10 protein-coding genes and 1 pseudogene are annotated in these 12,307 nt (G+C 66.1%); 8 read left to right on the forward strand and 3 right to left on the reverse strand.

Features of this window, described 5'->3' with window-relative positions:
- The 3 genes and pseudogenes from AADJ04_RS06910 to AADJ04_RS06920 all read right to left on the reverse strand — a co-directional run.
- Positions 1–355: pseudogene (locus tag AADJ04_RS06910) on the reverse strand (alpha/beta hydrolase); the annotation flags it as partial.
- Positions 356–395: 40 nt separating this feature from the next.
- Positions 396–1,064, reverse strand: a complete 669-nt coding sequence (locus tag AADJ04_RS06915) for a glutathione S-transferase family protein (protein WP_341239163.1) — start codon at positions 1,062–1,064, stop codon at positions 396–398.
- Positions 1,065–1,145: 81 nt separating this feature from the next.
- On the reverse strand, positions 1,146–2,300 hold the full coding sequence (locus tag AADJ04_RS06920; RefSeq protein ID WP_341239164.1) for an AraC family transcriptional regulator: 1,155 nt from the start codon (positions 2,298–2,300) through the stop codon (positions 1,146–1,148).
- Positions 2,301–2,406: 106 nt separating this feature from the next.
- Between AADJ04_RS06920 and AADJ04_RS06925 the strand changes: the two genes are divergently transcribed.
- From AADJ04_RS06925 to AADJ04_RS06960, 8 genes are all read left to right on the forward strand, one after another.
- Positions 2,407–4,137, forward strand: coding sequence for an AMP-binding protein (locus AADJ04_RS06925; protein ID WP_341239165.1), 1,731 nt, complete (start codon positions 2,407–2,409; stop codon positions 4,135–4,137).
- Between the two features lie 75 nt (positions 4,138–4,212).
- Positions 4,213–5,871 (forward strand): carboxyl transferase domain-containing protein, encoded by a 1,659-nt coding sequence (locus AADJ04_RS06930; RefSeq protein WP_341239188.1) that lies wholly within the window; start codon positions 4,213–4,215, stop codon positions 5,869–5,871.
- 29 nt (positions 5,872–5,900) lie between these two features.
- A complete protein-coding gene (locus AADJ04_RS06935) occupies positions 5,901–6,410 on the forward strand; it encodes a DinB family protein (RefSeq protein WP_341239166.1) in 510 nt (169 codons plus the stop codon).
- On the forward strand, positions 6,407–7,189 hold the full coding sequence (locus AADJ04_RS06940; RefSeq protein WP_341239167.1) for an enoyl-CoA hydratase/isomerase family protein: 783 nt from the start codon (positions 6,407–6,409) through the stop codon (positions 7,187–7,189). Before AADJ04_RS06935 ends, AADJ04_RS06940 begins: the two co-directional genes overlap by 4 nt.
- Before the next feature lie 174 nt (positions 7,190–7,363).
- A complete protein-coding gene (locus AADJ04_RS06945; RefSeq protein ID WP_341239168.1) occupies positions 7,364–8,083 on the forward strand; it encodes a DUF4126 domain-containing protein in 720 nt (239 codons plus the stop codon).
- Between the two features lie 115 nt (positions 8,084–8,198).
- Complete coding sequence (locus AADJ04_RS06950) at positions 8,199–10,322, forward strand: acetyl/propionyl/methylcrotonyl-CoA carboxylase subunit alpha (RefSeq protein ID WP_341239169.1); 2,124 nt, start codon at positions 8,199–8,201, stop codon at positions 10,320–10,322.
- Between the two features lie 37 nt (positions 10,323–10,359).
- The gene (locus tag AADJ04_RS06955; RefSeq protein ID WP_341239170.1) at positions 10,360–11,280 is read left to right on the forward strand and encodes a glyoxylate/hydroxypyruvate reductase A; all 921 of its coding nucleotides are present in this window, start codon (positions 10,360–10,362) and stop codon (positions 11,278–11,280) included.
- 34 nt (positions 11,281–11,314) lie between these two features.
- A complete protein-coding gene (locus AADJ04_RS06960) occupies positions 11,315–12,229 on the forward strand; it encodes a hydroxymethylglutaryl-CoA lyase (protein WP_341239171.1) in 915 nt (304 codons plus the stop codon).
- Positions 12,230–12,307 lie beyond the last annotated feature (78 nt).

A 12,307-nucleotide genomic window follows, 5' to 3' on the forward strand; every position in this document is an offset into this window, starting at 1 on the left:
TCAAATCGGCCGCGTGCTCTTCCGTTTGGCGAAAGCCGTTGAGAAACGGTGCGCGCAGCCGATCCGAGGGCGCGTCCACCACCACCGCCATCAACCCCTTGTCGGCAAACAGTTGCCGCGACCGTACGAGGAAATTGCCTTCCCCCCATTTGAACGATCCGTTCTGAAATAGCTGCAACCCGCCATGCCCGCCCGCCAGCAGGATGACGGTGGCTTTGGGCTCTGGCGGGGTGGTCACCAGCATGCGCTGGGTGACGCCAGGGCGCGTGGGCAGGTCCACCACCGTGGCTGGCTGCTGGGCTGCGGCGGTGAACGACAGGGCCAGTGCGGCGATGCCAAAGATTTGTTTGAACATGCTGTGCGCTCTGTAAAAACGGGTGGGGTGGGGCGTGTGTTCAAGGCTGCGTGTCTGGCGCAGGGGTGGTGGGCACGCCTTGCTCCACAGCCGCCCGCAGTTGCGCCGCCATGGCCCGCTGGTAACCGGGCCGCGCCTGCAGCCGCTGCCAATAGGCTTGGGTGGCGGTGCCAAACTGCGGCGCCAGGCCCAGGTGTTGTGCCAGCAGCAAGGCATAGCCCACCGCCACATCGGCCGCCGTGAAGCGGCCCGCGCACAGGTATTCGTTCTGCGCCACCGCGGCCTCTACCGCCCGCAGCCGCGCCAGAAACCAGCGCGTGTAGTCCACCACCACCTGCGGCTGCTGGCGCTCGGCGGGCTCAAAGCGGCCATAGCGCAGCACCAGTGTCTGCGGAAAAGTGAGCGTCGCATCGCTCATGTGCAGCCAGTTCAGGTACGCGCCATACGCTGGGTCGTTGGGCGGCACATCCAGCCCCGCGTCGGGGTGCGTGGCCGCGAGGTATTGGCACATGGCCGCCGATTCGGTCATGCGCACATCACCCTGGGTCAGCAGCGGCACCGTGCCCAGCGGGTTCAGTTCCAGAAAGCTGCGCGCCAACGCCCGGGGCGGGAAGGGCAGCATGTGCAGCTGGTAGGGGAGTTGCAGCTCTTCAAGCATCCACAGGGGGCGGAAGGAGCGGGCGCTGACGCAGTGGTGGAGGTGGAGCATGGCAAGCAGGTCGAAGTCAAGGGCCAGTGTAGTGAGGCTGCAATGCCGTGGCGTGACGCGACCCGTCACGTTGGGGGCAAATCATGCCGTGTGGGTTTGGCGGCGAAATTCGGCGGGTGACTGCCCCGTCCACCCGCGAAACGCCCGGATAAAACTCTTCTCGTTCTCAAACCCCGCCGCTTCCGCTACCTGCTTGATGGGCCGCTGCGTGCGGTGCAGCAGTTCCACCGCGCGGGTGCGGCGAACCTCGTCTTTCAGGCCCTGCAGCGTGGCGCCTTCTTCCTTCAATTGCCGGTGCAGGGTGCGTGGCGACACATGCAGCAGTGCGGCCAGGGATTCGGCGCTGTGCTGGGGCAGGGCGTGGGCCGGTTGCCTCGGCAGGGGCGCGGCCAGCAGCTGGCGCACCCGCTGCACCAGCAGGCGGTCGCGGCGGTAGTGCAGCACCGTCAGGGGCAGGGCGTGCTGCAGCATCTGGCGCAGGGCCTGTTCGTCGCGGCGCAGGGGCAGGTGCAGGTAGCGGGCGTCGAAGTGGATGGCGGTGCGCGGGGCGCTGAAGGTGACGGGGCCGCGGAACAGCACGGCGTAGGCATCGGCGTGGGGTGGCGCGTCAAAGGCGAATTCCGCAGCGATGAGCGGGATGCGCGAGTCCACCATCCAGCAGGCCAGGCCGTGGGCATTGCGCAGCACCGACACCAGGCAGAACTCGCGCAGCGCGCCCAGGTCGCGGGCCTCGGTGATGGCCAGGGTGGCGGTGTCGCCGCTGGTGGTGAGCTGCAGCGCAATGTCGTCCGCCAGCAGGCCGTGGTGGCGGCACCAGCGGGCCAAGGCCACTTGCAGCGTGGGCGAGCTGATGCTGGCGCGCGCCAGCATGCCGTAGCTGCCCCAGGGCAGGCGGCGGCTGAACCAGCCCAGGGCTTCGTCGTCCAGTTCCTGCATGGCGGCGTCGGAGATCTGTTCCATCTGCCACGCGGTGATGCGGGCGGCGTCGTCCTGCAGCAGCTGCGGCGCAATCTGTGCCTGGGCCAGGGCGCGTTCGGGGCTCATGCCGCGCCGCTCATAGGCCAGAACAATGGCGCGCACGAAGGCTATCGGCGTGGCTGCCGGTGCGATGGGCGTAGCCGTCGGTGCGATGGCCGTGGCTGCGGGGGCTGTGGCGGGGGCGGACAAACGGGGGGTGGTTGGGGCAGGTGGCTTCACGTCAGAGAGTGTGCCACCCGTGGCACGATTTGCAACCATTGTGGCAACCCGGCCGGGCCGTGGGCTTCTATGCTTGCCTATGCTTTCGAATGGCTCGCCACGCGCGCTCTGCCCGCGCTGGATGGATGACCGAGGAGACAAACCCGTGACGACTGCAGCCGCAACGAATACCGCATCGCTGGTGGAAAGCTACGCCCGTGGCGCCACCGATGTTCCACTGATCGAGCAGACCATCGGCGCCTTTTTTGCCGACATGGTGGCCCGCCAGCCTGACCGCGAGGCGCTGGTGAGCGTGCACCAGGGGCGCCGCTACACCTACGCCCAGTTGCAGACCGAAGCCCACCGCCTGGCCAGTGCGCTGCTGGGCCTGGGGCTGGTGCCGGGCGACCGCGTGGGCATCTGGTCGCATAACAACGCCGAATGGGTGCTGATGCAACTGGCCACCGCGCAGGTGGGCCTGGTGCTGGTCAACATCAACCCGGCCTACCGCACGGCCGAGGTGGAATATGCGCTGAACAAGGTGGGCTGCAAGCTGCTGGTGACCATGGCGCGCTTCAAGACCAGCGACTACCTGGGCATGCTGCGCGAGCTGGCGCCCGAGTGGGCGCATGGCACGCCGGGCCAGCTGGAGTCGCAACAGCTGTCTCACCTGCACACTGTCGTCTGGATCGACGAATCTGGCGTGGGTGGCGAAGAGCCTGGCCTGCTGCGCTTTTCGGATCTGATCGCGCGCGGCAACCCGGACGACCCGCGCCTGGCGCAGGTGGCAGCGACGCTGAAGGCCACGGACCCCATCAACATCCAGTTCACCAGCGGCACCACGGGCTTCCCCAAGGGCGCCACGCTCACGCACCGCAACATCCTGAACAACGGGTTCTTCATCGGCGAGTGCATGAAACTCACGCCCGAAGACCGGCTGTGCATTCCCGTACCGCTGTACCACTGCTTTGGCATGGTGCTGGGCAACTTGGCCTGCCTGACCCACGGCGCCACCATCGTCTACCCCAACGACGGGTTTGACCCGCTCACCGTGCTGCAGACCGTGCAGGACGAGCGCTGCACCGGCCTGCACGGCGTGCCCACCATGTTCATCGCCGAGCTGGACCACCCGCGTTTTGCCGAGTTCAACCTCAGCACCCTGCGCACCGGCATCATGGCGGGCTCGCCCTGCCCCACCGAGGTGATGAAGCGCGTGGTGGAGCAGATGAATCTGCGCGAGATCACCATTGCCTACGGGATGACCGAGACCAGCCCCGTGAGCTGCCAGAGCAGCACCGACACGCCGCTGGACAAGCGCGTATCGACCGTCGGTCAAGTGCAGCCGCACCTGGAGGTGAAGATCGTGGACCCGGACACCGGCGCCATCGTTCCCGTCGGCCAGCGCGGCGAGTTCTGCACCAAGGGCTACTCGGTCATGCACGGCTACTGGGGCGACGAGGCCAAGACCCGCGAGGCGATTGATGAAGGCGGCTGGATGCACACCGGCGACCTGGCCACCATGGACGCCGAGGGCTATGTGAACATTGTCGGCCGCATCAAGGACATGGTGATCCGCGGCGGCGAGAACATCTATCCGCGCGAGATTGAAGAGTTTTTGTACCGCCACCCGCAGGTGCAGGACGTGCAGGTGGTGGGCGTGCCCGACCAGAAATACGGCGAGGAACTCTGCGCCTGGATCATCGCCAAGCCCGGCACGCAGCCCACCGAAGACGACATTCGCGCCTTCTGCAAAGGCCAGATCGCACACTACAAGGTGCCGCGCTACATCCGCTTTGTCACCAGCTTCCCGATGACGGTGACGGGCAAGATCCAGAAGTTCAAAATCCGCGACGAGATGAAGGACCTGCTGGGTCTGGAAGAACAAAAGACTGCTTGAAGAGCCACACGTATGACCATTCTTGACACCCAACTCAACGCCCGCTCGGCGGACTTTCTGGCCAACGCCGCCGCCATGCGCACCCTGGTGGATGACCTGCGCGCCCAGCTCGAAAAGGTGGCCCAGGGCGGGGGCGAAGCGGCCCGCGCCAAGCACACCGCGCGGGGCAAGCTGCTGCCCCGCGAGCGCGTGCAGATGCTGCTAGACCCCGGCACGCCGTTCCTTGAACTCGCGCCACTGGCGGCGCTCAACATGTACAACAACGACGCACCCAGCGCCGGGCTCATCGCGGGCATTGGCCGCGTGAGCGGCGTGGACTGCATGATCGTGTGCAACGACGCCACCGTGAAGGGCGGCACCTACTACCCGCTCACCGTCAAGAAGCACCTGCGTGCCCAAGAGGTGGCGCAGCAAAACCACCTGCCCTGCATCTACCTGGTGGACTCGGGTGGGGCCAACCTGCCCAACCAGGACGAGGTTTTCCCCGACCGCGACCACTTCGGCCGCATCTTCTTCAACCAGGCCAACATGAGCGCCATGGGCATCTCGCAGATCGCGGTGGTCATGGGGTCGTGCACGGCAGGCGGCGCGTATGTGCCCGCAATGAGCGACGAGTCCATCATCGTCAAGAACCAAGGCACCATCTTCTTGGGTGGCCCACCGCTGGTGAAGGCCGCCACGGGTGAGGTGGTGAGCGCCGAAGACCTGGGCGGCGGCGATGTGCACACGCGCCTGTCGGGCGTGGCAGACCACTTGGCGCAGAACGACCTGCACGCGCTGCAGCTGGCGCGCAATGCGGTGCGCAATTTGAATAAAAACAAGGCTCTTCTAGCGAATAGTAGTGATGGAAATCGCCGCACGTCTGTAAACGACGATTTCGACGTACGACATTTATCGAGTGCATCACTAGCATTCGCTAGAAGAGCCAAAAACAAGGCTCCAGCGCCCGCAGATCAAGCGCCGGTAGCTCCTAAATTTGCAGCAGAAGAGCTGTACGGCGTGATTCCGGTGGACACGCGCAAGCCGTTTGATGTGCGCGAGATCATTGCGCGCATCGTCGATGGCAGCGAGTTCGACGAGTTCAAGGCGCGCTACGGCACCACGCTGGTCTGCGGCTTTGCGCGCATCGAAGGGATGGCTGTGGGCATCATCGCTAACAACGGCATCCTGTTCAGCGAGTCGGCGCTCAAGGGCGCGCACTTCATCGAGCTGTGCTGCCAGCGCAAGATCCCGCTGGTGTTCCTGCAGAACATCACCGGCTTCATGGTGGGCCGCAAGTACGAGAACGAAGGCATTGCCCGCAACGGCGCCAAGATGGTGACGGCCGTGGCCACAGCGAGTGTGCCCAAGTTCACCATCATCATCGGTGGCAGCTTTGGCGCGGGCAACTACGGCATGTGCGGCCGGGCGTACTCGCCACGCTTCCTGTGGATGTGGCCGAACGCGCGCATCAGCGTGATGGGCGGCGACCAGGCCGCCGGGGTGCTGGCTACCGTCAAGCGCGACGGCATCGAGGCCAAGGGCGGGCAGTGGAGCATGGAGGAAGAAGAAGCCTTCAAGGCCCCCATCCGCCGCCAGTACGAAGACCAGGGCCACCCCTACTACGCCACCGCCCGCCTGTGGGACGACGGCGTGATCGACCCCGCAGACACCCGCCGCGTGCTGGCGCTGGGCCTGGCCGCCACGCGCAATGCGCCGATCGAAGACACCAAGTTCGGCCTGTTCCGGATGTAACCCCACCAGAGCCAGAACCTGGAGCTGCCATGGACGCTGTTGCCCACTTCACCCAGCTCGCGCGCTACAACGTGTGGGCCACGGCGCGCGTGCTCGATGCCGTGCGGGCGCTGCCGGACGGTGACTACCGGCGCGATGTGGGCCTGTTCTTCAAAAGCATTCACGGCACGCTCAACCACCTGCTGGTGGGTGAGCACCATCTGTGGTTCGTGCGCTTTGCCGAAGGCATCTCGCCGAAATTGGCGCTGGACGCCGAGCTGGAACCCGACCGCGCGCAGCTCGATGCCCGCCTGCGCGAAGGCGCTGCCCGCTGGGCGCCGCTGATCGCCTCGTTCAAGCCCGACCGCTGGAACGGCACGCTCGACTACACCACCATGCGCGGCACGGCGGCATCGCTGCCGTTTGCGGCCACGCTGGCGCATGTGTTCAACCACGGCACCCACCACCGGGGCCAGATCACTGCCGCATTGACCGCGCTGGGCCAGCCTTGTCCAGAGCTGGACTTCGTCTACTTCCTTCAAAACCCGACCAAGCCATGAGCAGTCAGAACCTTTCCATCACCCAGGCCGGCGCAGTGGCGCGCATCACGCTCACGCAGCCGGAGATTCGCAACGCCTTCAGCGACGAAGTGATTGCCGAGATCACGGCCGCCTTTGTGGACGTGGGCAGCCGCGCCGATGTGCGCGCCGTGGTGCTGGCGGCCGAAGGCCCCGCATTCTGTGCCGGTGCCAACCTGAACTGGATGCGCCGTATGGCCGACTACACGCGCGACGAAAACATCGCCGACGCGGGGAAGCTGGCCGAGATGCTGCGCGTGATTTATGAATGCCCCAAGCCCACGATTGCCCGCGTGCAGGGCGACGTGTATGCCGGCGGCATGGGCCTGGTGGCCGCGTGCGACATGGCCGTGGCGGTGGATACCGCAGGTTTTTGCCTGAGCGAGGTGAAGCTGGGGCTCATCCCCGCCACCATCAGCCCCTACGTGATCCGCGCCATGGGCGCGCGTGCTGCGCACCGCTACTTTCTGACGGCCGAGCGTTTTGGCGCGGCCGAGGCGCTGCGCATCGGCTTTGTGCACGAGGTGGTGACTGCCGATGAACTGGATGCCAAGGTGGATGAACTGCTCAAGGCCCTGACCGCCGCCAGCCCCAACGCCGTGCGTGTGTGCAAGAAGCTGGTGATCGACGTGGCCGAGCGTGAGATCAACGCCGGGCTGATTGCCGCCACCGTGCAGGGCATCGCCGACATCCGCGCCAGCGACGAGGGCAAGGAAGGCGTGCAGTCGTTCCTGAACAAGCGCAAGCCCTCCTGGTTATGAGCCGACACCCCCCTGAGGCGCTGCGCGCCTTCCCCCCGCTCTCGCTGTGCTGCGCTCAGCGGGCAGGGGGACGACGCCCTCGCTGCGGGGCGGCCCTTGCTCGGCGTCCTGTGCCCGGTGCGCGCCAGTTGTTACGGTCAACCATCTTTCGCTGTGCCGGGGAGTGCTACTGACATGGACACCCTCTGGCTTCACATCGTGCAGTGGCTCCACACCGTGGGGCTGCATATCGACGGCGGCACCGCGCGTGCCGTAGGAGATGCGGCGGCCAATGCCACCGCGCAGCTCGACATGCCCAGCCTGCTGGCGCTGGCTGCAGCCCTGGGCTGGGCCAGCGGGTTTCGGCTGTATGCCGTGGTGTTCCTCGTGGGGATGATGGGCGTGCTGGGCTGGATGCCGTTGCCGCCGGGCCTGGCCGTGTTGCAAAACCCCCTGGTGTTGACGGTGAGCGGCGCCATGCTGCTGGTGGAATTTTTCGCCGACAAGGTGCCCTGGGTGGACAGCGCCTGGGATGCCGCGCACGCCTTCATCCGCGTGCCCGCAGGGGCGGCGCTGGCCTACGGCGTGTTTGGCGCCGACAACGCTGCGATGGCTGTGGTGGCTGGGTTGCTGGGGGGCTCGCTCTCGGCCACCGCGCTGGCTACCAAGATGACCACGCGCGCGGCGGTGAACACCTCGCCAGAGCCGTTTTCCAACTGGGGGCTGTCGTTCTTTGAGGATGGCCTGGTGGTGGCGGTGGTGTGGCTGGCCACGCAGTACCCGGTGGCGTTTGGTGTGGCGCTGGTGGTGATGGTGGTCGTGTCGGTACTGCTGCTGGTGGTGCTGTTCAAGTTTTTGCGCGCCGTGGTGCGGCGCTTGTCTTCTTTCTTTTCTGGTTCTGCCAAGGTGGCTTAAATGTTCAAAAAGATTCTGATTGCAAACCGCGGTGAAAACGGTTGCTCAGCAACCGTTTCGACAAATCGTATGGCACGCGTAGCGTGCGCAGGCGATCTCGCCGCAGGAGGGCGCAATGTTTAAAAAGATCCTGATCGCTAATCGCGGCGAGATCGCCTGCCGTGTCGCATCGACTGCAAAGCGTCTGGGCGTGAAGACCGTCGCCGTGTATTCCGACGCCGACGCGCAGGCCAAGCATGTGGCCGTGTGCGACGAAGCCGTGCACATCGGCGGCAGTGCGCCTAAGGACAGCTATCTGCGCTGGGAGCGCATCATTGACGCCGCCAAGGCCACAGGCGCGCAGGCCATCCACCCCGGCTACGGCTTTCTGAGCGAGAACGAAGACTTTGCCAAGGCCTGTGCCGACGCGGGCCTGGTCTTCATCGGCCCGCCTGCCAGCGCCATCAATGCGATGGGGCTGAAGGCCGAGTCCAAGCGCCTGATGGAGCAAGCCCAGGTGCCCCTGGTGCCGGGCTACCACGGTGCGGACCAGGACCCCGCGCTGCTGCAACGCGAGGCCGACCGCATTGGCTACCCCGTGCTCATCAAGGCCAGCGCCGGTGGTGGTGGCAAGGGCATGCGTGCCGTGGACAAGGCCGAGGACTTTGCGGCGGCGCTCGAATCGTGCAAGCGCGAAGCCATCAACAGCTTTGGCGACGATGCGGTGCTGGTGGAAAAGTACGTGCAGCGCCCCCGCCACATCGAGATCCAGGTGTTTGGCGACACGCACGGCAACTGCGTGTACCTGTTTGAGCGCGATTGCTCGGTGCAACGCCGCCACCAGAAGGTGCTGGAAGAAGCCCCAGCTCCCGGCATGACGCCCGAGCTGCGCGCCCGCATGGGCGAAGCTGCCGTGGCTGCCGCACGCGCCGTGAACTATGTGGGCGCGGGCACGGTGGAGTTCATCGTGGAGCAGCCCGGCGGCTATGGGCTGGAAGGTGCAGATGAAGGTTTCGCCGCCGGGCCGCCCCAAGGCGTGGACTTGGGGTTTTGCCAAACGCGGCCCCCTCGGGGGGCAGGGAGCGACACGCAGTGCGCGACCGTGGGGGCCAGGTTCTACTTCATGGAGATGAACACCCGCCTGCAGGTGGAGCACCCCGTGACCGAAGCCATCACCGGCCTGGACCTGGTGGAGTGGCAATTGCGCGTGGCCTCGGGCGAGCCGTTGCCGCTGAGGCAGGAAGACCTGCGCATCACTGGCCACGCCATCGAGGCGCGCATCTGCGCCGAGAACCCCGACAACAACTTCCTGCCCGCCACCGGCGCGCTGAATGTGTATGCCTTGCCCGAGTGCGTGACCTTTGAGCGGGGCGCGGTCCGCGTCGATTCCGGCGTGCGCCAGGGCGATGTGATCAGCCCCTTCTATGACTCCATGGTGGCCAAGCTCATCGTGCATGGCGACACGCGCGAGCAAGCTCTGGCGCGGCTGGATGAAGCCCTGGCGCAGACCCACATCGTGGGCCTGGCGACCAACGTGCAGTTCCTGCGCCGCGTGGCCCGCACCGATTCGTTTGCCCAGGCCAAGCTCGACACTGCCCTCATCCAGCGCGAGCAGGCCGTGCTGTTCCACCAGGAACCCGTGGGCCTTCCGCTGGCTGCTGCGGCGGCTGTGGCCCAAACGCTGCTGCACGAGCGCGCCAGCGAAGGCGCAGACCCGTTCAGCCGCCGCGACGGTTTCCACACGCATGGCGTGGTGCAGCGCCGTTTTGAATTTGAGTTTGCGGGCGAGCACGTCAAGGCATCGCTGACTTACGAGCGCGGCGGCAGCCTGACCCTGTCGGTAGGCAGTGGCGAGGCCATGGTGACCAGCCCCCTGGTGTTCGAGCCGCGGGCGAGCGGCATCGAACTGCAATTCGCAGGCCAGCGCACCCGCGCCGCCGTCTACCCGCAGGGTGAGGTGGACCATGTGTTCACCCCGCTGGGCGCCACGCAGATCACGTCCATCGACCTGCTGGCCCACTCGGGCGAGACAGCTGCCGAGGGCGGGCGCCTCACGGCCCCCATGCCGGGCAAGGTGGTGTCGTTTGCGGTGAAGGCAGGCGATGCCGTGACCAAGGGCCAACCGCTGGCGGTGATGGAAGCCATGAAGATGGAGCACACCATTGCTGCCCCCGCCGATGGCGTGGTGCAGGAACTGCTCTACGCGCCCGGCGACCAGGTGACCGAAGGGGCCGAGCTGCTCAAGCTTTCCGCTGCGTGACAACGCGCAGCGGCAGGGCGCGGTACGCTTGGCAGCCATGAAAATCACCTTTTGCTGTACCGACACCAAGGCCGAGCCCTGGCTGCAGGGCCTGGCGGTCGCGCTGCCCGGCGCTGAAATTTCCGTGTGGCAGCCGGGCGCGCCACAGGCCGACTATGCCGTGGTCTGGGCCCCGCCCCAGCAGTTCATGGACGAACAGGCGAGCCTCAAAGCCCTGTTCAACATCGGCGCGGGTGTGGATGCGCTGCTCAAGCTACGCCTGCCACCCCAGGCGCTGGTGGTGCGGCTGGACGACGCTGGAATGGCCGTGCAGATGGCCGAATATGTGTGCCACGCGGTCATCCGCCACTTTCGCGAGTTCGATGGCTATGAGGCTGACATGGCGGCAGGCCGCTGGGGCTACCGCAAACCGCGCCTGCGCAGCGACTTTCCCATCGGCTTGATGGGCCTGGGCGTGCTCGGCGAGCGCGTGGCCAGGGCATTGGCGCAGTTCGACTTTCCCATCAACGGCTACAGCCGCACCCCCAAGGCCATTGACGGCGTGCGCGCCTTCACGGGTGCCGAGCAGTTCAACGAATTTCTGGCGGCCAGCCGGGTGCTGGTCAACCTGCTGCCACTCACGCCTGAAACGGCCAATGTCATGAACAAAGACACGCTGGGCCGCCTGCAGCCGGGTGCCTATGTCATCAACGTGGCACGTGGTGCGCACCTGGTGGAAGAGGACCTGTTGGCCTTGATCGACAGCGGCCATGTGGCGGGCGCCACGCTCGACGTGTTTCGCACCGAGCCGCTGCCTGCGGGCCATGCGTTCTGGAACCACCCCCGCATCACCATCACCCCGCACACCTCGGCGCGCACGCTGCGCGACGAAAGCATTGCCCAGATCGCCCGCAAGATGGCGGCGCTGGAGCGCGGCGAGGCGGTGGCGGGCATCGTCACCCCTGCACGCGGCTATTGATTGCGCGTGTTTTCCATTTGTTGAGGCCTTTCTCATGACTTCCTCCATCTCCTCTCGCGTACGTCTCATCGACGTGGGCCCCCGTGACGGCCTGCAGAACGAGAAAACCCCCGTGCCCGCCGCCGTCAAGATCGAGCTGGTGCACCGCTTGCAGCAGGCGGGCCTGAAAGAGATCGAAGTCACCAGCTACGTCAGCCCCAAGTGGGTGCCGCAGATGGGCGACAACCACGAGGTGATGAGCGGCATCGCGCGCCAGGGCGACGTGGCGTATTCGGTGCTCACGCCCAACCTCAAGGGCTTTGAGGCGGCGGTGCTCGACCAGCCCGACGAGATCGTGGTGTTCGGCTCGGCCAGCGAGGCCTTCAGCCAGCGCAACATCAACTGCAGCATTGCCGAGAGCATTGAGCGCTTTGCGCCCGTGGTGCAGGCCGCGCTGGCCGCGGGCATCCGCGTGCGCGGGGCCATGAGCTGCACCGTGGGCTGCCCGTACGAAGGCGACATTGCCCCCGAGCGCGTGGCGTACCTGGCGGGCCTGCTCAAGGGCATTGGCGTACAGCGGGTGGATGTGGCCGACACCATTGGCGTGGGCACGCCGCGCAAGGTGCAACGCGCCATCGAGGCGACCTTGCAGCACTTTGGGGTGGATGAAGTCTCGGGCCATTTCCACGACACCTACGGCCAGGCGCTGTCCAACACGCTGGCCGCGCTGGAACTGGGTGTGTGGAATTTCCAGTCGTCCGTGGCAGGCCTGGGCGGCTGCCCTTATGCCAAGGGTGCCACCGGCAACGTGGCGACGGAAGACGTGGTCTACATGCTGCACGGCATGGGCATCGAGACGGGCATCGATCTTGACAAGCTCATCGATGCGGGAAAATTTGTCAGCGATTTTCTGGGCCGCAAGCCCAATTCGCGTGTCTCTACGGCGATATTGAGCAAGAGAGTTGCATGATTGCGGCACGGGTCCCAAAGCGTTGTGCCCTGGGACCCGAGGTGCGCGGATTCGGCGCCACCGACGCCGAATCCGGAG

Origin of the sequence: uncultured Acidovorax sp., from assembly GCF_964021665.1 — a bacterium.
GTDB classification, from domain to species: domain Bacteria; phylum Pseudomonadota; class Gammaproteobacteria; order Burkholderiales; family Burkholderiaceae_C; genus Acidovorax; species Acidovorax temperans.